Below are 21,636 nucleotides of genomic sequence, written 5' to 3' on the forward strand. Positions count from 1 at the left end.
GGGCCCCCGGTGCGAGCCGTCCGTGGACGTCTGGGCCGGAGCCGCCGGCCGGGTCGTACCGTTCGGCGGCGGAGCGGTGGGGGCCCCGGCCTCGACGGGCGGCCGGTGCACCGCGCCGGGGGGCGGTACGGGTACGGCGTCGGGCGACGGCGGGGCGTCGGGGTCGGTCCCGAGCAGCGACTGCGGGAGGACCAGCACCGCCTGCGTACCGCCGTAGATGTTGCTCTGCAGCCGGACGGCGATGCCGTGGCGGCGGGCCAGGGCCGAGACGACGAACAGGCCGATCCGGCCGTCCTGGAGCAGATGGGCGACGTTGACCTGGTCGGGGTCGGAGAGCAGGGCGTTCATCCGCTTCTGCTCGTGGTCCGGCATCCCCAGACCGCGGTCCTCCACCTCCAGTGCGAGCCCGGCGGTGACATGCTGGACGCGCAGCAGCACCTGGGTGTGCGGGGCGGAGAACACGGTCGCGTTCTCGACCAGCTCGGCCAGCAGATGGATCACGTCGGCGACGGCGTGGCCGCGCAGGGTGCCCTCTATCGGCGGGACCAGCTTGACCCGGGGGTACTGCTCGACCTCGGCGATGGCCGAACGGAGCACCTCGGTCATGGTGACCGGGTTGCTCCACTGCCGCCGGGAGACGGCCCCGCCGAGAACGGCGAGGTTCTCCGCGTGGCGGCGGATCCGGGTGGCGAGATGGTCGACGTGGAAGAGGCCCTTGAGGAGGTCGGGGTCCTCGACCTCGTGTTCCAGCTCATCGAGGATCTGGATCTCGCGGTGGACGAGGGATTGCAGCCGCCGCGCGAGGTTGACGAAGACCTCGACCTTCTGTTCGTTGCCGGTTCTGCTGAAGAGCTGGGAGGCCTGGACGACGGCGGCGACGGCGGCCTCCTGGGCCCGTACCATCTCCTGCCCGAGCAGGTCGAAGGCGTCGGCCCCGGGCGCGGGGGGTTGCGCCGGTCGCCGCGCGGCGACGGTTTCCCCGTTGCGGAGCTGTTCCACCACACCTTGCAGCTCGGCCTGGCCCTGGGCGCTGACGCGGCGGAGCGCGAGGGCCCGGTCGAGCACCTGGCCCGCCACCCGGTTGGCGCCGAGATAGGCGGCGGCGACGGCGGCGACGGCCAGGGCGGCCGAGCCGCCGAGCGCCGCCCAGAGGCTGGGCGATGAGCCGACGGCTCCGGCGCGGACGGTGAAGATGACGGCGGCGGCGCCGCTGAGCACCGCGGCGATGGCCGGGAGCAGCGCGGTACGCACCAGCTGGGGGCGTATGCGGGCGTCGGGGGAAGGCCCTGCGGTGCGCGGCCTGCTCGTGGCCGAGTGGGCGCGCGTGCCGGGGCGGCCGTGCCGCCCGCCCTCACGGCGGTCCGGTCGCGCGTCGGGTGCGCGAAGTTGAGACATCAGCGTCCTCGGTACAGGGGGCACCGGGGATCGACGGTCGTGCCGGCGTCCATGTGGTGGCCCCTACGGTGGTCGGTCAGGCTCGGGTCATCGGTCGGACAGGCCCGAACGTTATGAGCCCACCGTTGATCACCGGGCACACACGGTAGTCGTCAATGACGTATGCGCGGCGGGCAGTTGTCGAACTTGCCCGCCATCCGTCCCACTCTGGTATGACCCCTCGCACGCGCGCCCGATTACGCCGCCTTGACCCCGAATCGCGCCACGCCCCCGACGGCCGCCCACATGCTGGACACTTCGAGCACGCCGAGGCCGCGCGAGGGGTGCCGATCGCGGGTCTACCCGCAGGTAGGGCACCGCTTCAAGGGACGGAGACGCGGACGGTTACCATATGAGCGCCGCCTAGCTCGAAAGATAAACTTGTGACTGTCAATGACGACTCGTTCACCAACTGGATGCACCGCGAGGAGATCGCGGAGTCGATGATCCCGATCATCGGGAAGCTGCACCGCGAGCAGGACGTCAATGTCCTGCTGCACAGCCGCTCCCTGGTGAACAAGTCGGTGGTCAGCATCCTGAAGACCCACCGCTTCGCCCGGCAGATCGCCGGCGAGGAACTCTCGGTCACCGAGACGATGCCGTTCCTGCGGGCTCTGACAACGCTCGACCTCGGCCCCTCCCAGATCGACATAGGCATGCTGGCCGCGACCTACCGGGCCGACGGTCGCGGACTCTCGGTCGAGGAGTTCACCGCGGAGGCCGTCGCCGGGGCGACGGGCGACAACAAGATCGAGCGCCGCGCATCGCGTGACGTGGTGCTCTACGGCTTCGGCCGCATCGGCCGGCTCCTGGCCCGCCTGCTCATCGAGAAGGCCGGCTCGGGCAACGGTCTGCGACTGCGGGCCATCGTCGTCCGCAAGGGCTCCGGCCAGGACATCGTCAAGCGCGCCTCGCTGCTGCGCCGCGACTCGATCCACGGCCAGTTCCAGGGCACGATCACCGTCGACGAGGCGAACAGCAAGATCATCGCCAACGGCAACGAGATCAAGGTGATCTACTCCGACGATCCGACGACCGTCGACTACACGGCGTACGGCATCAAGGACGCCATCCTGATCGACAACACCGGCCGGTGGCGTGACCGCGAGGGGCTCTCGAAGCACCTCCGGGCGGGCATCGCCAAGGTCGTGCTCACCGCGCCGGGCAAGGGCGACGTCCCGAACATCGTGCACGGCGTCAACCACGACACGGTCAAGCCGGACGAGCGCATCCTGTCCTGCGCGTCCTGCACGACCAACGCGATCGTGCCGCCGCTGAAGGCGATGGCGGACGAGTACGGCGTTCTGCGCGGGCACGTGGAGACGGTCCACTCGTACACCAACGACCAGAATCTGCTGGACAATTACCACGGTTCGGACCGTCGTGGCCGTTCGGCGGCGCTCAACATGGTCATCACCGAGACCGGTGCGGCCTCGGCCGTCGCCAAGGCACTGCCCGACCTCGACGCGCCGATCACCGGCAGCTCGATCCGCGTCCCGGTGCCGGACGTCTCGATCGCGATCCTCAGCCTGCGGCTGGAGCGCGAGACCACCCGTGAAGAGATCCTCGACTACCTCCGCAACGTGTCGCTGGCCTCGCCGCTCAAGCGGCAGATCGACTTCATCAGCGCGCCTGACGCGGTCTCCAGCGACTTCATCGGTTCGCGCCACGCCTCGATCGTCGACGCGGGCGCCACCAAGGTCGACGGCGACAACGCGATCCTCTACCTCTGGTACGACAACGAGTTCGGCTACTCGTGCCAGGTCATCCGGGTCGTCCAGCACGTCTCCGGGGTGGAGTACCCGACCTTCCCGGCCCCGGCGGTCTGAACCCGGCGCCACGTTCGTCCGTCGCCCGGTGCCCGGCAGGTTCTCCTGCCGGGCACCGGGCGAACGATTCGCCTCGCGGTCGCGGGCGGGCGGGAGGGCACCTCAGCGCGGGACGGCCGTACCCAGCCGTTCGGTCGGGCCTCCGAGGAACGTGGACCGCTCGGCGAGGAGCCAGCCCCCGTCGACCTGCCGAAACGTGTCCTCGTAGTGCCCGACCTGCACGGGAAGGCGCGGTGGCAGCATGCCGCCGGCGTGACCGTCCACGCGGTAGGTCGTGAAGTACGTGCTCGCGGACGCCGTCGAGGCGGATGTCAGGGTCACCAGGATGTTGGTGCACAGGCGGCGTGAGAGCCGGTCGGCGGGACGGGCCCCGAAGTAGGCGCGCAGGGCGTCCCGGCCCTCGATCCTCCGGTCCCCCTCGGCCCACTGCCAGACCCCGTCAGGGGTGAACAGCTCGGCCACGTCGCCGGGTTCACCCAGATCGAGGGTGCGGACGAACTCGACGACCAGCCGCTCGCAGGCGCGCTCGGCGATCAGGCGGTCCAGGGGATCCAGCGCATCGGTGTTCATCGCCCCTTCCTATCAACACCCCCCTGGGCCCCACGACTTGTTTTCGATTGCTCCGTTACGCGTCACACGACGTCGGCGTCCAGCCCGGTCAGCCGGGCCGGCTCGTTCGTGGACAGCAGGTTGGCGAGCCCGGACTGGCGGCAGGCCCGCCACATGCTGTACGCACGCTCGGCGTTGAGTTCAGACCAGGCCGAGGTCCGAGCTGACCCAGCGCTGGGGGCGCAGGGTGATCACGACCTGCTCGCCGTGGTTCTCCCAGGCGAGGTCCACGTAACCGGCGACCTTCTCGGCCGGGAGATAGCGCGCCGACACCTCCTCCAGGTCCGCACGCGTGCCGGGGCGGGTGTCGACGACGGGCCCCTCGACGGAGACGTACCGGATGGTCGGCTCCAGCCGGTCGACCAACAGGGTGAACCGGCCTGCGGCGGCGATCAGTTCGGCCTTGCGTGAGGTGCGTCCGGTGAGGATGCGCACATCGCCGCCCGGTGCGTACTGGTACCAGCTGGGCACGCTGAGCGGGGCCCTGTCCTGTCCCGCGACGCGACGGACAGTGCGGCGACATGAGGTTCGGCGAGGAACTGTTCGCGCTCTTCGCGGGTGAGGGCCACTGCACGCTCCTTCGTACGGGGATTCGGGGCTGCCCAGTGTGCCCTGCGCGCCGGGCACGTCTCCCGTCACCGGCACCGGAGCGGGCGGCGTGTCGTAGGCGGTCGCTCCCGTCCACAACCTCCTGGGGCAATACACCTAGGCGACGTCGGGAGCGCCCTCGGACCGTCGTACGACGGCCGCCCCGCGCAGCGCGACTACGCACCAGACGGCCACCAGGAGCAGCGCGGCCGCGGCCAGGCCCCCGACTTCCAGGGGCTCCGGACGCCAGCCGAGGGAGAGGCGCGTACCGATCAGGACGAGACCGATGGCGGCCTTCTCCGGGTAGTAGACCGGAACCCTGGCCGCCACGGACCGCAGGAGGGCGGCCAGCACCAGGCCGATCACGGTCCAGGCGGTCAGATAGGGCCAGAGCGCTCCCGGAGCGGCGGGCGGCATGCCGTACTCCTCGGGGCCGATGCGGAACAGGGCGCCCGCCCATCCCAGCGCCACTCCTGCGGCGGTGACGCCCGCCGCCCACAACGCATGGCGCCACAGCGGGCCGGGACGCACACTGGCATCCTCGACATGGGGGCCGGCGGGTTCCGAGGACTCAGGAAGATCCATCACGCCCGATGAGACGCACGCCGGGTGCCCATCGTCGCGTCGCGGACGGTGTCGGGGGCACGAACTAGGCTCCCGGGGCATGAGCAAGGATCATGACGAGCCGATATTCGTCCGCTCGAACTGGGGCACAAGTCGCTATGTCTACAACCCGAACAATCCGATCGGCATGGGACTGATCATCGGGTCCCTGCTGTTCGCCGCCGGGGGCATGTACCACCTCTTCGCGAGTTCTTCGTGGAGCGAGGGCGAGTTGCGCGACGCCGTGCACGCGGCCGTCCGGGACCTGGAGTCGGAGCGGCACACCATCAACTCCTGGACCGGCGGTTACGAGAGTCTAATCCGCGACGCACTGGACGAGAGCGGCGAAGGCCCCTCGACCGGCGGCGTCGTGTACGTCGAAGGCGCGAACGATCCCTACGACGAGGACGCGGACCCGTCCGTCGACCTGTTCGAGGTCACGGCGAAGGACGTCGACGCCACGTTCTGCCTGAGCGTGTCGCCGCCGGAGCCCGAGTCGGCGCCGGCGAACGTCACGGTCAGCCTCTCCATCACCGTCGAGGAGGGCCCGTGCTGAGCCCGGCCGGTGCGGATCCGGGCTTGAAGTTGCCGCTGCGGCAGCTTCTACCGTCATGACCAGGGCCGGAAGAACCGGCCCGGCCAGACGCTCGTGAGGGAGTGACGATGGACCGACCGATCGCGGAGGTCGCCCGGATGTCGGGGGTGACCGCCCGGCCCCTGCGGCACGACGACGAGATCGGCCTGCTGCCGCCGGCCCGGATCGGCTCCAACGGCCCCCGCTACTACGAGGAGCACCGGCTTCCGCTGCCGCAGAAGTTCCTCGTACTGCGGGCTCTGGTCGTCGCACTGCCGGAGATCGGCAGGGACCTCGCCGACCAGGTCGACACGGTGGATGCCCCGCACGGACACCATCTGCGGCTGCTCGCCGAGCGGGACCGGCTCGACGCCCTGGCCGCGACCGTCTCCGGCACGATCGCCGAGCTGGAACAGTCCAGAAGAGATAGTACGGACCGTGGGAACCCAAGCCTCCGCTCAGGGGCCTTGGACACCTCGGCGACGGTCCACGTGCCCTCGTACAGGTGCATGCGAACGATCAGGCTGTCCTCGACCACCAGGTGCATGGTCACCGGTGCGGTGAGCCCCTTGCCGGAGATGGCACTTGTGCCGCGACCGGCATGGCGGCCGCCTTCCGGCAAGCCGCACTGCCGGACGCCGGAGCTCCTGCCCTGCGCGGCGCGAGCACGGTGATTCACTCGGCATTCGAGGTTATGCCCGAGTTGTCGATTCGTACACCAGTGGCCCGCATGCTGGGTCGAGCCGCACCTGAACCACGGGCTCAGGGTGCCTACAGGAGGTCATGAATGGTCAAGCGTCGTGAGTTGTTCGGAATGGTCGGCGCGAGCGTCGGAGCAGGAGTCCTGGGAGCGGGAACGGCAGAGGCCAGGCCCAAGCCCGGGAAGGACGGGCACCACGGCAGTTCGTCACATCCGAAGCACCGCACGCTCAAGGTGCTGCAGTTCAACATCTGGCTCGGTGGCAGCCGGGTGCCCGGCGGGCGGGCGGGCATCGCCGACACCCTCGCCGCGGTCGAGCCGGACGTGGTGATGCTCAGCGAGTCGAGCCCCGAACGGGTGGTCAACCTGCTGTCCGACCTCGCCGCGCGCGGACTGACCTACTTCGACAACAAGCACCCGGCCGACTCGGCGGTGATATCGCGCTACCCGATCATCGAGTTCGCCTCCTTCCCGTCCTGGTCGAAGGCGGTCGTCTCGGTCGACGGCACCGAAGTCACCGCCTATTCAGGTCACTTGGAGTACCGCTACTACGTCACCTACCTGCCGCGCGGATACGGCGGCGGTACGCCGTCGCCCCTGGAGACCTCCGAGTACGGCTGGAACGAGATCCCGACCGGCCCGATCACCGATGTCGAACTGATCGAGCGCATCAACACGGCTTCCGGACGTACGGAGCGGACGAAGACGGTCCTCGCGGACGCCGCGGAGGAGCGTGCCAAGGGCCGGCTCACGATGATCGCCGGTGACTTCAACGAGCCCTCGCACCGGGACTGGGACCGTCGGACCCGGAACCTGTACGACCACCACGGTACCGTCGTCGAATGGTCGACGACCAGAGCGATCGAGGACGCGGGCTTCCGCGACAGCTATCGGGCGATCCACCCGGACCCCGTCCGCTTCCCCGGCTTCACCTGGCCGAGCGACAACCTGGGGGCCGACCCCGGAGAGATCACCTGGGCGCCCAAGGCCGACGAGCGGGACCGGATCGACTTCGTCTTCTACCACCCCGACCGGCGCGTCAAGCTGCTCGAAAGCGTGATCGTCGGCCCCTCCAGCACCATCGTGCGCAACAAGCGGGTGGAGGAGAAGGGCAGAGACGAGTTCTGGACGCCCACCTGGACCTGGCCGACCGACCACAAGGCCGTACTCAGCACATTCCGCATCACCATCCGCTGAGCTCTTTCGCTCGAATTCACCTCGCTGATCAGGACGGCGGCCGTGACATGGACTCCGGACGGGCAGGCAGTGTCGGTCTTCTCATCCGGGTGGCGATTCCGCGCCCGCTGTCCGAGGCGGCGGCCCGTCCGAGGCGGCCGCACCCGTCCCGGATAGAGTCGGAGGGTGAAGATCCCGCGTCTGCTCGACGGGCGGCTGAAGTTCCGCCATCTGCTTCTCGTCGACGCGCTGTCCCGGCAGGGAAGCGTCGTCAGCGCCGCCGCGGAACTGCACGTCACCCAGCCGTCCGCCACCCGCAGCCTGCACGAGCTGGAGGACATCCTCGGCGTCCCGCTGTACGAGCGGGGCCCACGGGGCGTCACGCCCACCGTCTTCGGCGAGGCGTTCACCGAGCATGCGCGGGCCGTGCTGGCCCAGTTGGCACAGGCGGGCCGCCATGTGGTGGAGCTCGCCGACGCCGACCGGGGCACCGTGATCGTCGGCACCCACCTGGCCGGGTCGAACGTGCTCCTCCCGCGTGCCATCGCCGAGATCAAGAAGGAACGCCCCTACCTGACCGTGGTCGTGCGGGAGGCGTCCCCGGAAGCGCTGTTGCTGGATCTGGAGGCAGGCCGCATCGACTTCGTCGTCGGCAGGCTCACCGTCCCCTCCGACGAACGGATCGTGCGCCGCAAGCTCTACGACGAGTCCGTCGAGCTCGTCGTCAGGTCGGGGCACCCGCTGGCGGGGCGGGCCGCGGTGGACCTGGCGGACCTGGCGGACTACCCGTGGATCCTGCCGGGCGCCGAGACCGCGCTGCGGCGGGAGATCGAGGAGTTCTTCGCCCGACGGGCGATGCCGCTGCCGCTGAACCGGGTCGAGACCACTTCGTTCCTGACCGTTCGCCAACTCCTGCTGGAGACCGATGTCGTGGCGGCGCTTTCCAGCCTGATCGTCCAGGACGACGTCCGGCTCGTCCGGCTGGCGGTGCCGCTGGACCCGATCAGCCACAGCGTCGGACTCACCCTGTCGGCCGCCCGCGCACTCGGCCCCTCGGCGCAGGCGCTGATCCGGAGCCTGGAGAAGATCGCCGGCCACATGGCCCCGGACACCGCGACGTCCGCCCCGCGCGCCGAAGATCCCGGCGCCCCGGGCCGTGGGGCCCGGTCGGGCTGAACGGCGGTCGAGCGTCTCTGCCGGACGCACGGCCCAGGAACGCGTGCCCCGTGCCCGCCGTTCCGCCGCGGGCGGGGGTGAAGACCGCCACTGCGCGGGCCGGAGCAGGTTCGTACGACGCGTGTACCCCGTGCACCCCGCGGTGTCCGGGGTGCACGGGGTGTGTCTGCTCGCGCTGAGGACCGTGCGTCCGGGTGCGCGCTCGGTATTCAGGAGGTGGCGAGTCCCAGGAACCGCTCCGCGTTGCCGTGCGTGATCAGGTCGCGGTCCTGTTCACTCAGGAACGTACTGCGGCGGACCACCTCACCGACCGGCCGTTCCCCCAGCGGGTAGGGGTAGTCGCTCCCCACCATCACCCGGTCCGCGCCGATCGTCTCGACCAGGAGCCGCAGCGCCCGCTCGTCGAAGACCACCGAGTCGACGGAGAACCGGCCCAGGTAGTGGGAAGGGGGATACTCCGAGGTGCCGATGACATCGTTCCGGCCGTGCCAGGCGTTTTCCATACGGCCGAGCCAGAAGGCGAAAGACCCGCCGCCGTGTGCGAAGCAGATCTTCAGCCGCTCGTCGATCCGGTCGAAGACGCCACCCAGGATCAGCGCCAGGATCGACAGATGTGTCTCGGCCGGCATGGCCGTCAGCCACTGCGCCATCCACCGGTCCAACCGCGGCGAACTCGCCATGTCCCACGGGTGCACGAAAACCGGCACATCGAGCGAGGCGCAGTGCTGGAGGAACGTCACCACGCCTTCGCTGTCCAGATCCTGGTCACCGACGTGGTTGCCGATCTCCACCCCCCGGTGGCCGTTGGCGACGGACCGTTCCAGTTCGCGGCAGGCCGCGTCGGGGTCCTGCAACGGCACCTGGCAGAAGGGGATCAGCCGGTCCGGGGCCGGTGCGACGATCTCCAGCGCGAGGTCGTTGAAGACCCGGGCTATCCTGGCCGCGTCGGCGCCGTCCCGCCCGTAGGTGAAGAACGCCGGCGTGGGGGAGACCACCTGACGGTGGATGCCGTCCGCGTCCATGTCCCGCAGTCGTCTCTCCGCGTCCCAGGCGTCGGAGCCGATCCGGCGGAACTCCTTCGAACCCATCATGATCACGGCGTCGGACTCGGATTCGATCCGTAGCCAGGGAGCGTCCGGGCCTGCCTCGGCCGTCAGATCCGGCCATCCGAGCGGAACGTAATGCGTGTGGATGTCGATCGTGCGGTCCATGCTCAGCCCTTTCCGGGGAGAACTCGGCGAAGACGGGCGGCAGGTCCGCCACGATGTCCCGCACCTGGAGTTCGACCTCCTGGATCTTCGCCGTGCAGCCGGGGCAGTACCACTGGAATCTCTCCAGCGTGCCCTCCTCCCGTACCCGCTCGATGACCAGCCCGATGGAACCCGCGTCGGGCCGCTGCGGGGAGTGCGGCACATCGCCCGGCAGCAGCCACACCTCACCCTGCCGGATGTGCACGGTCCGCGGACCCTCCTCGGTCATCAGGTTGATGTGCATGTCGCCCTTGACCTGGTAGAACCACTCCTCGTACGGATCGACGTGGAAGTCCGTGCGCTGGTTGGGGCCGCCGACGACCTGGACGATGAAGTCCTGCCCCAGGGACATGGTGCGGTTGTTCACCGGCGGCTTGAGCAGGTGCTCGTGCTCGGCGATCCAGCCCTGGAAATCGATGACCGGGGGAATGACGGTCATGAGGACAGCTCCGTGCTGTGCGTGTGATCGGATGTACGGGGTCGAGGCAGGTGGGCGACGGCCTGGATCTCGATCAGCAGATGGGGATGCGGCAGCTGGTGCACCGCGACGGTCGTACGGGTCGGCCCCCGCTCGTCGAAGAACTCGCCGTAGACCTCGTTGTATCCGCCGAAGTCGTTCATGGACACCAGGTAGGTGGTGATCTGCGCGACGTCGTGGAGTTCGGCGCCGACCTCGGCGAGGATGTCGCGGATGTTCTCGATCACCGCTCGGGTCTGCGCCCGGATGTCCAGGCTCGTGGTGCCGAACTCGTCCGCCTCCACCCGCACGAACGTGTTGTCGGGCCGGCGCGAACTGGTGCCGGAGACGAACACGAGGTCCCCGACGACCTTCACGTGCGGGAACCGCCCGCGCGGCGCCGCCTTGCCCTCGATGACGCGTGAGCCGTTCATCGGCACCCCTTCACCGTGACGGATCCCAGCCCCGCCACCTCGCACTCGGTTGCGCCGGCCACCAGCGGCAGCGCCGCCGTGGCCGCCCCCGCCAGCACCACCTGGCCCGCCACCAGGGCGATCCCGCGGCGACGGCACATGTCCAGCAGGGCGTGCAGCGCGCGCACCGGATCGCCGAGGATCGCCGCCGTGGAACCGACCGCCTCCCCCGCCCCGGTACGCAGCCGTACCGCGCGGTTCGGCGCACTCTCCACCGGCCGCCACGGGCCGATCGCGTACCCGGCCGCCGAGGTGTTGTCCGCCACGACGTCGGTGTAGGTGAACCGGAAGTCCCGGTACCGCGAGTCGATGATCTCGACGGCCGGCGCCATCGCGTCCACACACGCCTCGATGTCCGTGGCCGGATCTGCCGGGTCCACGTCCCGGCAGATCCGGTACGCCACCTCCGGCTCGACCTTCGGATGGATGAAGCGCGACAGATCGACCTCGCCCCCGTCCGCGATCCGCATCGCGTCGGTGAGCCGGCCCACGATCACGTCGCTGACGCCCATCTGCGCCATCTTGGCCTTGCTGGTGAAGCCCAGCTTGACGCCCGTGATCCGCTCGCCGCGGGCCAGCCGCAGCGCCAGCAGCGCGGCCTGCACCGCGTAGGCGTCGTCGATGTCCAGCTCGTGGTCGTCGGCGAGGCTCTGCGTGTCCTCGCGGGACGTCTGCGCCGTGTCCAGCCGCTGGGCCAGGATGCCGGTCAGCTCCGCCGTGATCATGTGCTGCTTCCTTCCGTCGTGGCCCCGTGTCCCGCGGCGAGGTCCAGTGCGATGTCCACGATCAGGTCCTCCTGACCACCCACCATCTGCCGTCGCCCGACCTCCAGCAGGATCTGCCGGGCGTCGACCCCGTACCGCTTCGCCGCGCGCTCGGCGTGCCGCAGGAAGCTGGAGTAGACGCCGGCGTAACCGAGGGTCAGGGTCTCCCGGTCCACCTGGACCGGACGGGTGCGCAGCGGGCGGACGATGTCGTCGGCCGCGTCCTGGAGCGCGAACAGGTCGCAGCCGTGCTCCCAGCCCAGCAGGTCGGCGACGGCGACGAACGGCTCGGCCGGGCAGTTCCCGGCCCCGGCGCCCTGGCCCGCCAGCGCCACATCGACGCGGTACGCTCCGTGCTCGACCGCGGTCACACTGTTGGCGACCGACAGCGACAGGTTCTCGTGTGCGTGGATGCCGATCTCGGTGCCCTCGTCCAGCACCTCGCGGTACGCGTCGACCCGGGCCGCGACATCCCGCATCGTCAGACGACCCCCGGAGTCGGTGACGTAGACGCAGTGCGCCCCGTAGGACTCCATCAGCCGGGCCTGCCGGGCGAGGCCCTCGGGGGTGTTGAGGTGGCTCATCATCAGGAAGCCCGAGACGTCCATGCCGTTCTCCCGGGCCCAGGAGATGCGCTGTGCGCTCACGTCGGCCTCGGTGCAGTGCGTGGCGACGCGCACACTGCGCACCCCGAGCGCGTGGGCGCGGCGGAGATGGTCGATGGTGCCGATGCCGGGCAACAGCAACGTCGTCAGCCTGGCGTTCTCGAAAACGTCGGCGGCGGCCTCGATCCATTCCTCGTCGCTGTGCGCGCCGAAGCCGTAGTTGGCGCTGGAACCGCCGAGCCCGTCCCCGTGCGCGACCTCGATGGCCGCCACCCCGGACCGGTCGAGCGCCGACACGATCCGGCGAACCTGATCGACGGTGTACAGGTGCCCCATGGCGTGCATGCCATCACGGAGCGTCACATCCCGGAGGTACAGTTTCACGTGGTCAGCCATCCCCGGAGTGCGGCGACCTTCTCCGCGGTGCGGACCGCGGCGGAGGTCATGATGTCGAGATTGCCCGCGTATTCGGGCAGGTAGTGGCCAGCGCCGAGCACCTCCAGGAACACCGAGACCTTGACACCGGTGACGCGTCGGCCGAGAGCGGGCACGAGGGTGTCCTCCACCGGGTCGAACTGCACCCGCTGCTTGAGGCGGTAGCCGGGAACGTACTCACGTACGTCGCGCGCCATCCGCTCCACGGAGTTCGTGATCAGGTCCCGGCCGGCGTCGGACAGAGCACCCTCGACGAGGCAGAAGACCGTGTCGCGCATGGCGAGCGGGGGCTCGGCGGGGTTGAGCACGATGATGGCCTTGCCGACCTCGGCGCCCCCGACCCGCCGGATCGCCTCACCGGTGGTCCCGGTGAACTCGTCGATGTTGGCGCGGGTCCCGGGACCGGCCGATCTCGACGCGATGGAGGCGACGATCTCGGCGTACGCGACCGGGGCGATCCGGGAGACCGCGGCCACCACCGGAATGGTCGCCTGGCCGCCGCAGGTCACCATGTTGACGTCGGGGGCGTCCAGGTGCTCGTCCAGGTTGACCGAGGGAACCACGAACGGGCCCAGGGCCGCCGGGGTCAGGTCGATCATCAGCTTGCCGTGTTCGGCAGCCAGTCGCGCGTTGCGCACATGTGCCTTGGCGGAGGTCGCGTCGAAGATGACGCGGATGTCCTCGAACTCCGGCATTCCGGCGAGCCCCTCGATGCCGCTGTGCGTGGTGGCGATCCCGAGCCGGGCGGCGCGGGCCAGCCCGTCGGAGTCCGGATCGATGCCCGCCATCGCGCCCATCCGCAGCGTTCTGGACAGCCGCAGCACCTTGATCATGAGGTCGGTGCCGATGTTGCCGGAGCCGATGACGGCGACCGGGACGGTGCCGGACGTCGCGTCCGGCGCGGCACGGGGCGGCCGGGCGGCCGCCGTGCCGGTGGGGAGGGGGGAGGGCGCGGCGCCGCTCGCCGCACCGTCCGTCGGGGAACTCATGGGGTCTCCTTCTCGATGACTGCCTCGACCTCTCCGAGCCCGTCCAGCGCCAGTCGGTAGCGGCCGGGGCCGCCGACCGGCACCATCGGGCCGAGCGCCCCGGACATGACCACGTCGCCGGCCCGCAGCGGCCGCCCTCGCGCGGCGAGTTCGCGGGCCAGCCAGGCGACCGCGACGACCGGCGAACCGAGACAGGCCTGGCCCGCGCCGAACGAGACCGGTTCACCGTCCCGTTCCAGGACCATGCCGACCCGGGACAGGTCGACCCCGGCGAGCGGGCAGGGAGTGGTGCCGAGCACGATCGCGCCGCTGGAGGCGTTGTCAGCGACGGTGTCCGTGATGGCGAGGTCCCAGCCTGCGATCCGGGAGTCGACGATCTCGATGGCCGGCAGCACGAACTCGGTGGCCCGCAGCACGTCGGCGACGCCCGCGCCCGGCCGGTCGAGGTCCCGGCCGAGCACGAAGGCGATCTCGCCCTCCACGCGCGGCTGGAGGAGCCGCTCCAGCGGCACCGGTTCGGCGTGCGCGTACGTCATGTCGTCGAAGATCACCCCGAAGTCCGGCCGGAACACGCCGAACTGCTGCTGTACGGCCGGGGCGGTGAGGCCGATCTTGGCGCCCACCGGCCGGGCGCCGGCCGCGCTCCGGGCGGCGGTGAGACGGTTCTGCGTCTCATAGGCGGCGTCGATGTCGTCGTGGCCCAGGAACTCCCGGACCGGAGCGCAGGGGGCGCCGCTCAAGGCGGCGGCCGTCAGACGCGCCACGGCCGCGTCGATCCGTGCGGACGGGTCGGGTTCGTACTCGGTCGCACCGGTCGTCTCGGTCACAGCTGTACGCACACATTCGTCGGCTCGGTGTAGAAGTGAAGGGAGGACTCGCCGCCCTCGCGGCCGAGGCCCGAGAGCCCCACCCCGCCGAACGGGGAGCGCAGATCGCGTAGGAACCAGGTGTTGACCCAGGCCGTCCCCACATTCATCGCCTGCGCGACCCGGTGACCGCGACGCAGGTCGTCGGTCCACACGGAGGCCGCGAGGCCGTACTCGGTGTCATTGGCCAGGCCGATCGCCTCCTCCTCGGTGTCGAAGGGGATCAGCGCGGCCACTGGCCCGAAGATCTCCTCGCGCACTGCCGGGTGCGTGTTGGCCAGACCCGTCCACAGCGTCGGCTCGATCCAGGAGCCGCCCGCCAGGTCCGGCCCGAGTTGGGGCACGCCCCCGCCGGTGAGGACCTGGGCACCGGCCTGTTCGGCCAGTTCGAAGTAGCCCGCCACCTTGTCGCGGTGGGCCTTCGAGATCAGCGGTCCGGTGGTCGTCGCCGCGTCCAGGGGGTCGCCCAGCCGCAGACCCCGGGCCCGCTCGGCGAGCCCCTGGGCGATGTCGTCGAAGATCGCGCGCTGGACGTAGACCCGCTCGGTGCACAGGCATACCTGGCCGGTGTTGGTGAAGACGGACTTGGTCAGTCCGGTCAGCGCCTCGTCCACGTCCACGTCGTCGAAGACGACTGCGGCGTTCTTCCCGCCGAGTTCGAGGGAGACCGGACGGGCGCGGGGCGCGACGGTCCGCATGACCTGCGTCCCGGTCGCGGACGAACCGGTGAACGTCACGCCGTCGATGTCCGGGTGCGAGGTCAGGAACTCACCGGCGGAGCCACCGCCGAAACCGTGGACCACGTTGTACACCCCGGCGGGAAGCCCGACCTCCGTGAGGATTTCGGCCAGCAGCGAGGCGGTGGCCGGCGTCTCCTCGCTGGGCTTGACGACCACGGCGTTGCCGCAGGCCAGAGCCGGGGCGACCTTCCAGGTCAGGAGAAGGAGGGGCAGGTTCCAAGGGACGACGACCGCGACCACGCCGAGCGGCTTGCGGACCGCGTAGTTCAGCGCCTGCCGGCCCCCCGCGAGATCGGTGAGGAAGGACTCCTGCCCGGCGGCGGCCACGTCGGCGAAGGTGCGGAAGTTGGCCGGCGCTCGCGCGACGTCGAGCTGCCTGGCCTGGGTGACGGGCTTTCCGGTGTCGGCGACCTCCGCGGCGACGAACTCCTCGAAACGCTCCTCGATCCGGTCCGCGGCGCGCCGCAGCAGCGCCGCCCGTTCGCGCACCGGGGTGGTCGCCCACCCGTCGCGCAGGGCCCGCCGCGCCGCGGTCACGGCGCGGTCCACCAGCTCCCGGTCCGCCTCGTGCACCCGGGCGAAGACTCGCCCGGTGGCCGGGTCGATGTTCTCGAAGCTGCGGTTCTCGTCGGGCTCCACGTACCGCCCGTCCACGAAGTTGCGGATCCACCGCCCTGTTCCTGCCGTCATGCGTCCCACTCTGAGCTGCCACGCCATGCCGGACAAATGCGAATCCTGCGACGAGACATAGGCAGACGGGTATATCGGAGCACCGTCACAGCGGGGCGACAACGCCGGGACTCACGGCTTCCGCTATACCGAGACAGGTATGCCGAGTATCTGATTCGTTATTTGTGCGTCATGTCTCAGGGCATCAGGATGCACGGTTATCGGCAGGTGAATTTCAGCCGTTTTCGCGGCTGTCCGGAGCGAACCTCCCCAGCCGTCATCCAAGTGATTGGTCACCCGTGAACACTTCAGCTCACATGGGCGTCGGATCGACCCTGATCGGGGCCATTCCCAGCTACGACAGCATCGGTTTCTGGGCCCCCGTCCTCCTGGTCGCGCTGCGCATCGTCCAGGGCATCGGACTCGGCGGCGAGGGTGCCGGCGCCACACTGATGTCGATGGAGCACGCACCGCCGGGCAAGAAGAACCTGTACGCCGGCTTCCCGCAGATGGGCACGCCCGGCGGCCTGGTCCTGGCCAACGTCATCTTCCTCACCACGCACGCGGTCCTCGGCGACCACACCTTCACCTCCTGGGGCTGGCGCATACCCTTCCTGCTCAGCTTCGTCCTCGTCGCGGTGGGGCTGCTGATCCGGCTGAGAGTGACCGAGTCACCGTCCTTCGACCGCGCACGCGCCCAGAACGAAGTGGTCCGCTTCCCGCTGGCCGAGTCCCTGAAGGTCGGCTTCCCCCGGCTGTCGCTGACCCTGCTCGCCGTCGTGGCGAACTCCGCCGTGGCCTACGTGTTCATGGTCTTCACCCTGTCCTACGGCTCCCAGCATCTCGACTACGACAAGCAGTTCCTCATCGTCTGCGTCACCGTGTCGGCGGTCCTCTGGTTCGCGACCATCCCGCTGTGGACGAAGGTCGCCGACCGGCACGGCCGACGCACCATGTTCATCGCCGGCTCCGCCGCGATCCTCCTCTGGTGCGTCGCCTTCTTCCCCCTGCTCGACACCGGCAGCCCGGTGCTCGCCGTGGTGGCCTTCCTCGGCATGGGCCTCGTCATCCCGGTGACGCACTGTGTGCAGGGCAGCATCATCGTGGACACCTTCCCCGTCAACGTCCGTTACTCGGGCTCCTCGCTCATCCTGCAGACCGGCGCGATCCTCGGCGGCGGCCTCGCCCCCATGATCTCCACGGCGCTGCTCAACTCCGGGGGCTCGTCGACCGGGGTGACGTGGTACCTCGTCGCGATCTGCGCCGTGAGCCTGGCCGGCGCGGTCGCCCTGTTCCGGCTGGTGCCCGAGGGCGCTCCCGAACCGGTGCGGGCCCCGGCGAGCTCACTCCCCGGGGGCGGCGCGTGAGCAGCCGGGAGCCGTACCGGTCCGGCCCGATCCGCTACGCGGTGTCCGAGCGGTTCGCCCGGCCCCGGCCGGTGCCGGACCAGGACGACCGCCCGTCGAGCGGAGAGATCTGCCCCCAACCACCGTCCCGACTCGACGCCGTCATGGGTCCACCGCCCGACCGGCGCCCGCAGGGCGAGGACTGCCTCCACCTCACCGTCACCACGCCCGCCCGCGACCGGGGAGCGCGCCCGGTGATGGTATGGCTCCACGGGGGCGGGTTCAGCAGCGGAGCCGGCCTCATGGACTGGTACGACGGCGGCGCGCTCGCCACCGAGGGCGACGTCGTCGTGGTGGCCGTCAACTACCGCCTCGGCGCCCTCGGCTACCTCTGCCTCGACGGACTCAGCGAGGGCAACCTCGGACTGTACGACCAGCTCGAAGCGGTTCGCTGGGTACGCACGCACATCGCCGGGTACGGCGGCGACCCGGAGAACGTGACCGTCTTCGGACAGTCCGCCGGGGCCCTCTCCATCCGGCTCCTGCTCCACCTTCCCGAGGCCCGGGGGCTGTTCCGCCGGGCCATCCTGCAGAGCGCACCGCTGGCGATCACCAGCCGCTCACGGACCGAGGCGGCCTCAATGGGCCGGACCTTCCTCGAACGGCTGGCCGTCCACGCCCCCGGCGCCGACCCGCGTACCGTGTCCCCCACCGCCCTGCTCGCCGCCCAGCGCGACACCGCCCTCACTCATCGCGCACACTACGGATCCCCTCTGGAACCCCCGTTCGGCCCGGTCCCGCCGACCGGCGCCTCCTCCGCACCGTATGTGCGCGGCATGGACCTCATGTACGGCTGGAACGCGGACGACATGACCGCCTTCGCCGACGAACGCGACGGCGAACACGGCAGCGGGTCCTGCCACGACGGCGCCCCGGCCGGACCGACCCGCAGCATGTACGCCGAGCCGCTGAACGCCCTCGGGGCGGAACTCGTACGGGCCGGGGCCCGGGTCCACGCGTACCGGCTCGACTGGCGCCCGGCGGGATCGGACTACGGCGCCACCCACTGCCTGGAGCTGCCGCTGCTCCTGGGGAACCGGGCCGCCTGGCGAGCGTCCCCGATGCTCGGCGACACCCCGTGGGAGCAGGTGGAGGAGATGGGGCGGACGGTGCGCGCCGCTTGGACGGCCTTCGCCCGCACCGGCCGCCCCGGCACTCTCCGGTCCCCGCTCTCGTCCAGTGGATCGGCAGCGGCACACCGTGCGGGCGGCCGCTCCGGAGGTCCGGGTGGGCGCGTGTGACGATCGGGTCGTGTGGGTCCGCAGGCCCCGCGGTTGCAGGCGGGATCAGTCGCGGAGGCAAGGACAGATGCCGCGAACACCGAGTCCAGCTCTCGCGCGACCGGTGTCGGGCGGAAGGCTCCGATGCAAGCCACGGAAGGCAGCACCGCGGCCGGGGCCGAAGTCGCCGACGGTCTGGTCCGGGTACTCGCGGGAGGGCAGACGAAGTCGCCGCGCTGGGCGACCTCGTCTCGGATCACATCGTTGAGGACGTCGGCCTGTCGTCGAGCGGCGCCCGCGACGCCTTCCGTTCGTGAGACCGCAGGGTTTTGTCAGGTGTGGTCTCGCAGGGCGGCCATCAGGACGCCGTACAGGGCCGTGAGGTCCGCGGCCATGTCGATGTCGGGTTCCAGGAGCCACTGCAGCTGCAGGGCGTCCGTCGCTGCGAGCAGGATCCGCGCGGCCCGTTCCGGGTCGACCGTGGCCACGGGCTCGGGGACGGCCTGCGCCTCGAAGCCGGAGATGTGGCGGGCGAGTTGGTCACCCGCTGGGCGATGTCACGGACCGAGACCTTGCGACTGCCGGCCTCGGCGTAGGCAGCGAGCGCGGCCTCGATTCCGGCTGCGCGACCCGGGCAGAGGAGCGTCCGAGCAGCAGCTCGCCGGTCTCGACCGACAGGCACGCGAGGCCCACGCCAAGGTCACCATGAAGCAGGTGTCCGAACTCTTCCGGATCCCGAGCCTAGTGATCCTGCTCGTCTCCCGACTCCCGTCCGGCCATCTTCTCGCCGCGGCGTTCGGGGTGATCTTCCTGGTGGACGTCTACTGGTTCAGCACCCAGGTCGCCTCCGTCGTCCTCTTCCCCATGGGCATCGGCTTCTTCACCGGCACCGTGCTCGGCGGCTTCCTCACCGACTGGACCGTCCGCCGCAACCGACGCAACGGACCCGTGGCCATCCTCCAGACCGCCCAGTTCACCTTCGCGATCATCGCCTACCTCGGCACCCAGATCGACTGGGTCGGCATGCCCGAGACGAAGAACACCGACCTGACGTGACACCGGACAAGAACCGCGGGAACGGAGCCGTACCGTGCCGAGCCTGACCAGCAGAGCGATACCGACCGTGCTGAGGCTTCGTGGGTCCAAGAAGCTGTTCAGCTCGCCGGAGGCCGTCCGGGAACAGGTCCGCGCCCGTTCACTGCGGCCGACGGTACACGCCACCGGCCGGCCTTGAGCGCACGGTCGACCTCGCCGTACGCCGGGTGGCCGGATGGCCCGTCTACGAGGTCACCCCGCGCGGCTGCGACGCCCGACGGCGTGCGATCTACCTGCACGGCGGCGCGTACATCAACGAGATAGCACCCCAGCACTGGCAACTCATCGCACACGTGGCCGCCGAAACCGCCACCCGGATCACTGTGCCGATCTATCCTCTCGCCCCGCTGGCGACCGCGGCCGAAGTGGTGCCGGCCGTCACCGACCTGGCCGTCGAGCTCCTCGACGGCGGGGGCGGCACACCCCCCAGTCTCATCGGGGACTCCGCCGGCGGCGGTATGGCCCTCGCCGTCGCCGTCCATCTGCGGGACCGAGGGCTGCCCGCGCCCGCCCGCACCCTCCTCATCTCTCCGTGGCTGGACATCACCCTGACCGACCCGCGCGTCGCCCTGCTCGAAGACCGCGACCCCTGGCTCGCCGTCGCCGGCGCACGCTGCGCCGGGGACCTCTATCGCGGCGATCTATCCGCCGACCACCCCCACGTCAGCCCGCTGCTCGCCGACCTCACCGGGTTGAACCCGATCACGCTGTTCAGCGGAACCCGTGACATCGTCAACGCCGACGCCCGTCAACTGGCCGCCCGCGCCGCGGCCGCGGGCGTCGAGCTGGAGTTCCACGAGGCGCCGGAGATGGTGCACGTCTACCCCCTCCTGCCGATCCCCGAAGGCAGAACGGCACGCGCCACCATCTGCGCCGCTCTGCGGAGCTGACCCGAACCAGTAGCGGCTGCCCCGACACATCGGCATCCACGGGACCTCCGCCCGGGCCCGAAGCTCCGCTGGATGACGGGACGCGTCGTCTCACACAACGCTGCCCAATGACGAGCGCCCTCCGACCGTCACGCATCCGGTCGTCGCATCAGGATTCGACGCCACCTTCACCATCGACAACCTCACCGCACCGATGGCGGACCTCTGCGCCGGGTACGACTTCGAGTACCTCCCAACGGCGGTCGGGGCGAGTCGGCGACCGTCCTCCGCACGACTTTCCGGGAGACCTTCCGGCCCAACTCCGGGAGGCCGTCAACCAGCACACCGAGGCCCGCACGAGCCACACCGGCCGGCACGGCCTCGTCCTGACCATCGACGACACGGCACTCACCCGGCTTTCGGCGCTACCGCCGCGCTGAGCACCCACGGATCAGGAGCCGAACCCAGAAATGACCCGCCCCACGACGTCCCCGTCCAGTCGCCGAAGCCGCCTGCGCCGACGCGTCGTCATCGCCGTCACCGGCCTGTTCGTCCTCACGCTCGTCACGGCAGCCGGGGCACTGTGGCTGCTGACCGGAAAACTCTGCGCCCCACCGACGACACCCCGATGAACACCCACATCGTCGCCGTGGGACCCGCATCGGTGACCCTCCCCGCGGGCCAGGTCGACGCCCTGGCCGCGAACAGGCGCAACGGTGGCCCCCAGCAGCCCGTGCTGGTCTTCCACGGCACCGGCGACACCATCGTTCCGTACGCCGGCAGCGCCCGGTTCGCCCGCGACTGGCCGGACAAGGTAAAGCTCCTCACCGTTCCCGGCGCCGGCCACACCGGCTCCTGGAACGCCCACCCCGCCCGGTACGAAGGCGAGCTCGCGGACTTCCTCAACCAGTACACCTGAGCGAGTTCCGCCGTCGCAGTGGTCCCCACGACGGACGGTCTCGTCCGCCGTCGGTCCGAGGCATCGAGAACTGCCAGATCATCGACCTCGGTTTCACCGAGGCCTTCGCCGGTCTGAGCCTGGGACCTGACCGGAGGTGGACTTCCCGCCAGCTTCGACGGGGCCACCTGCGGCGCTACGCCGACATTCC

Annotated in this window: 21 protein-coding genes and 3 pseudogenes; 11 read left to right on the top strand and 13 right to left on the bottom strand. The window is 70.3% G+C overall.

The genetic code is table 11. From position 1 onward, the window contains the following. Positions 1 to 1,395, bottom strand: a 1,395-nt coding sequence (locus B9S58_RS26700) for a sensor histidine kinase KdpD (RefSeq protein WP_258045070.1), incomplete at its 3' end; no start/stop codon positions are given. Positions 1,396 to 1,817: 422 nt separating this feature from the next. Here B9S58_RS26700 and B9S58_RS26705 point away from each other — a divergent pair. Next, positions 1,818 to 3,263: a glyceraldehyde-3-phosphate dehydrogenase gene (locus B9S58_RS26705; protein WP_103534585.1), complete on the top strand. Its 1,446-nt coding sequence runs from the start codon at positions 1,818 to 1,820 to the stop codon at positions 3,261 to 3,263. Positions 3,264 to 3,365: 102 nt separating this feature from the next. On the opposite strand, the gene B9S58_RS26710 is transcribed toward B9S58_RS26705, so the two are convergent. From B9S58_RS26710 to B9S58_RS26720, 3 genes and pseudogenes are all read right to left on the bottom strand, one after another. Continuing rightward, positions 3,366 to 3,833: a nuclear transport factor 2 family protein gene (locus tag B9S58_RS26710; protein WP_103534586.1), complete on the bottom strand. Its 468-nt coding sequence runs from the start codon at positions 3,831 to 3,833 to the stop codon at positions 3,366 to 3,368. 180 nt (positions 3,834 to 4,013) lie between these two features. After that, positions 4,014 to 4,441: pseudogene (locus B9S58_RS26715) on the bottom strand (pyridoxamine 5'-phosphate oxidase family protein). A 136-nt stretch (positions 4,442 to 4,577) separates the two neighbouring features. After that, entirely contained in the window at positions 4,578 to 5,045 is a 468-nt protein-coding gene (locus B9S58_RS26720; RefSeq protein ID WP_103534587.1) for a hypothetical protein, read from the bottom strand. Between the two features lie 79 nt (positions 5,046 to 5,124). Between B9S58_RS26720 and B9S58_RS26725 the strand changes: the two genes are divergently transcribed. The 4 genes and pseudogenes from B9S58_RS26725 (at position 5,125) to B9S58_RS26740 (ending at position 8,689) form a co-directional block, all read left to right on the top strand. Further along, the gene (locus tag B9S58_RS26725; protein WP_103534588.1) at positions 5,125 to 5,619 is read left to right on the top strand and encodes a hypothetical protein; all 495 of its coding nucleotides are present in this window, start codon (positions 5,125 to 5,127) and stop codon (positions 5,617 to 5,619) included. A gap of 107 nt (positions 5,620 to 5,726) precedes the next feature. Further along, positions 5,727 to 6,071, top strand: a pseudogene (locus tag B9S58_RS26730) (MerR family DNA-binding transcriptional regulator); the annotation flags it as partial. 353 nt (positions 6,072 to 6,424) lie between these two features. Beyond that, positions 6,425 to 7,534 (top strand): endonuclease/exonuclease/phosphatase family protein, encoded by a 1,110-nt coding sequence (locus B9S58_RS26735; RefSeq protein ID WP_103534589.1) that lies wholly within the window; start codon positions 6,425 to 6,427, stop codon positions 7,532 to 7,534. Between the two features lie 165 nt (positions 7,535 to 7,699). Continuing rightward, positions 7,700 to 8,689: a LysR substrate-binding domain-containing protein gene (locus tag B9S58_RS26740; RefSeq protein WP_103534590.1), complete on the top strand. Its 990-nt coding sequence runs from the start codon at positions 7,700 to 7,702 to the stop codon at positions 8,687 to 8,689. Positions 8,690 to 8,898: 209 nt separating this feature from the next. Here the strand turns inward: B9S58_RS26740 and B9S58_RS26745 are convergent, their stop codons facing one another. From B9S58_RS26745 to B9S58_RS26780, 8 genes and pseudogenes are all read right to left on the bottom strand, one after another. Further along, positions 8,899 to 9,900, bottom strand: coding sequence for an amidohydrolase family protein (locus B9S58_RS26745; RefSeq protein ID WP_103534591.1), 1,002 nt, complete (start codon positions 9,898 to 9,900; stop codon positions 8,899 to 8,901). Between the two features lie 70 nt (positions 9,901 to 9,970). Further along, positions 9,971 to 10,378 (bottom strand): annotated as a pseudogene (gene nbaC, locus B9S58_RS26750) (3-hydroxyanthranilate 3,4-dioxygenase); the annotation flags it as partial. Continuing rightward, entirely contained in the window at positions 10,375 to 10,830 is a 456-nt protein-coding gene (locus B9S58_RS26755; protein ID WP_103534592.1) for a RidA family protein, read from the bottom strand. The gene B9S58_RS26755 and the pseudogene nbaC, both read right to left, overlap by 4 nt. Further along, a complete protein-coding gene (locus B9S58_RS26760) occupies positions 10,827 to 11,594 on the bottom strand; it encodes a 2-keto-4-pentenoate hydratase (protein ID WP_103534593.1) in 768 nt (255 codons plus the stop codon). The genes B9S58_RS26755 and B9S58_RS26760 overlap by 4 nt, the downstream gene beginning before the upstream one ends. Continuing rightward, on the bottom strand, positions 11,591 to 12,634 hold the full coding sequence (dmpG, locus tag B9S58_RS26765; RefSeq protein ID WP_103534594.1) for a 4-hydroxy-2-oxovalerate aldolase: 1,044 nt from the start codon (positions 12,632 to 12,634) through the stop codon (positions 11,591 to 11,593). Before dmpG ends, B9S58_RS26760 begins: the two co-directional genes overlap by 4 nt. Next, the gene (locus B9S58_RS26770) at positions 12,619 to 13,662 is read right to left on the bottom strand and encodes an acetaldehyde dehydrogenase (acetylating) (RefSeq protein ID WP_103534595.1); all 1,044 of its coding nucleotides are present in this window, start codon (positions 13,660 to 13,662) and stop codon (positions 12,619 to 12,621) included. Before B9S58_RS26770 ends, dmpG begins: the two co-directional genes overlap by 16 nt. Beyond that, the gene (locus B9S58_RS26775) at positions 13,659 to 14,489 is read right to left on the bottom strand and encodes a 2-keto-4-pentenoate hydratase (RefSeq protein WP_219818917.1); all 831 of its coding nucleotides are present in this window, start codon (positions 14,487 to 14,489) and stop codon (positions 13,659 to 13,661) included. The genes B9S58_RS26770 and B9S58_RS26775 overlap by 4 nt, the downstream gene beginning before the upstream one ends. Continuing rightward, positions 14,486 to 15,958 carry a 2-hydroxymuconic semialdehyde dehydrogenase gene (locus B9S58_RS26780; protein WP_103534628.1) on the bottom strand — a complete coding sequence of 491 codons (1,473 nt, stop codon included), beginning with the start codon at positions 15,956 to 15,958 and terminating at the stop codon, positions 14,486 to 14,488. Before B9S58_RS26780 ends, B9S58_RS26775 begins: the two co-directional genes overlap by 4 nt. A gap of 296 nt (positions 15,959 to 16,254) precedes the next feature. On the opposite strand from B9S58_RS26780, the gene B9S58_RS26785 reads away from it, so the two are divergent. Together B9S58_RS26785 and B9S58_RS26790 are read left to right on the top strand one after the other, a co-directional pair. After that, positions 16,255 to 17,304 (top strand): MFS transporter, encoded by a 1,050-nt coding sequence (locus B9S58_RS26785; RefSeq protein ID WP_219818918.1) that lies wholly within the window; start codon positions 16,255 to 16,257, stop codon positions 17,302 to 17,304. Beyond that, positions 17,301 to 18,584, top strand: coding sequence for a carboxylesterase family protein (locus B9S58_RS26790; protein ID WP_103534597.1), 1,284 nt, complete (start codon positions 17,301 to 17,303; stop codon positions 18,582 to 18,584). The genes B9S58_RS26785 and B9S58_RS26790 overlap by 4 nt, the downstream gene beginning before the upstream one ends. Before the next feature lie 311 nt (positions 18,585 to 18,895). Here B9S58_RS26790 and B9S58_RS38200 read toward each other — a convergent pair whose 3' ends face one another. Next, positions 18,896 to 19,051, bottom strand: coding sequence for a hypothetical protein (locus B9S58_RS38200; RefSeq protein WP_181009468.1), 156 nt, complete (start codon positions 19,049 to 19,051; stop codon positions 18,896 to 18,898). A 226-nt stretch (positions 19,052 to 19,277) separates the two neighbouring features. On the opposite strand from B9S58_RS38200, the gene B9S58_RS26795 reads away from it, so the two are divergent. The 4 genes from B9S58_RS26795 to B9S58_RS26810 all read left to right on the top strand — a co-directional run bounded on the left by B9S58_RS26795 (position 19,278) and on the right by B9S58_RS26810 (position 21,446). Further along, positions 19,278 to 19,619, top strand: coding sequence for a hypothetical protein (locus tag B9S58_RS26795; RefSeq protein ID WP_146063569.1), 342 nt, complete (start codon positions 19,278 to 19,280; stop codon positions 19,617 to 19,619). A gap of 206 nt (positions 19,620 to 19,825) precedes the next feature. Continuing rightward, on the top strand, positions 19,826 to 20,548 hold the full coding sequence (locus tag B9S58_RS26800) for an alpha/beta hydrolase fold domain-containing protein (RefSeq protein ID WP_181009469.1): 723 nt from the start codon (positions 19,826 to 19,828) through the stop codon (positions 20,546 to 20,548). A gap of 449 nt (positions 20,549 to 20,997) precedes the next feature. Then, positions 20,998 to 21,159 (top strand): hypothetical protein, encoded by a 162-nt coding sequence (locus tag B9S58_RS38205; protein ID WP_181009470.1) that lies wholly within the window; start codon positions 20,998 to 21,000, stop codon positions 21,157 to 21,159. Continuing rightward, on the top strand, positions 21,156 to 21,446 hold the full coding sequence (locus B9S58_RS26810) for an alpha/beta hydrolase (protein WP_103534600.1): 291 nt from the start codon (positions 21,156 to 21,158) through the stop codon (positions 21,444 to 21,446). The genes B9S58_RS38205 and B9S58_RS26810 overlap by 4 nt, the downstream gene beginning before the upstream one ends. The last annotated feature ends 190 nt before the right edge of the window (positions 21,447 to 21,636 follow it).

Source organism: Streptomyces sp. SM11 (assembly GCF_002910905.1).
In the GTDB taxonomy this organism is placed as follows: domain Bacteria; phylum Actinomycetota; class Actinomycetes; order Streptomycetales; family Streptomycetaceae; genus Streptomyces.

Excerpts from the sequence above, each read along its gene's own strand:
- B9S58_RS26710 (WP_103534586.1), bottom strand. The coding sequence starts at position 3,833 with ATGAACACCGATGCGCTGGATCCCCTGGACCGCCTGATCGCCGAGCGC.
- B9S58_RS26720 (WP_103534587.1), bottom strand. The coding sequence starts at position 5,045 with ATGGATCTTCCTGAGTCCTCGGAACCCGCCGGCCCCCATGTCGAGGAT.
- B9S58_RS26725 (WP_103534588.1), top strand. The coding sequence starts at position 5,125 with ATGAGCAAGGATCATGACGAGCCGATATTCGTCCGCTCGAACTGGGGC.
- B9S58_RS26735 (WP_103534589.1), top strand. The coding sequence starts at position 6,425 with ATGGTCAAGCGTCGTGAGTTGTTCGGAATGGTCGGCGCGAGCGTCGGA.
- B9S58_RS26745 (WP_103534591.1), bottom strand. The coding sequence starts at position 9,900 with ATGGACCGCACGATCGACATCCACACGCATTACGTTCCGCTCGGATGG.
- B9S58_RS26755 (WP_103534592.1), bottom strand. The coding sequence starts at position 10,830 with ATGAACGGCTCACGCGTCATCGAGGGCAAGGCGGCGCCGCGCGGGCGG.
- B9S58_RS26760 (WP_103534593.1), bottom strand. The coding sequence starts at position 11,594 with ATGATCACGGCGGAGCTGACCGGCATCCTGGCCCAGCGGCTGGACACG.
- dmpG (WP_103534594.1), bottom strand. The coding sequence starts at position 12,634 with ATGGCTGACCACGTGAAACTGTACCTCCGGGATGTGACGCTCCGTGAT.
- B9S58_RS26770 (WP_103534595.1), bottom strand. The coding sequence starts at position 13,662 with ATGAGTTCCCCGACGGACGGTGCGGCGAGCGGCGCCGCGCCCTCCCCC.
- B9S58_RS26780 (WP_103534628.1), bottom strand. The coding sequence starts at position 15,958 with ATGACGGCAGGAACAGGGCGGTGGATCCGCAACTTCGTGGACGGGCGG.
- B9S58_RS26785 (WP_219818918.1), top strand. The coding sequence starts at position 16,255 with ATGGGCGTCGGATCGACCCTGATCGGGGCCATTCCCAGCTACGACAGC.
- B9S58_RS38205 (WP_181009470.1), top strand. The coding sequence starts at position 20,998 with ATGACCCGCCCCACGACGTCCCCGTCCAGTCGCCGAAGCCGCCTGCGC.
- B9S58_RS26810 (WP_103534600.1), top strand. The coding sequence starts at position 21,156 with ATGAACACCCACATCGTCGCCGTGGGACCCGCATCGGTGACCCTCCCC.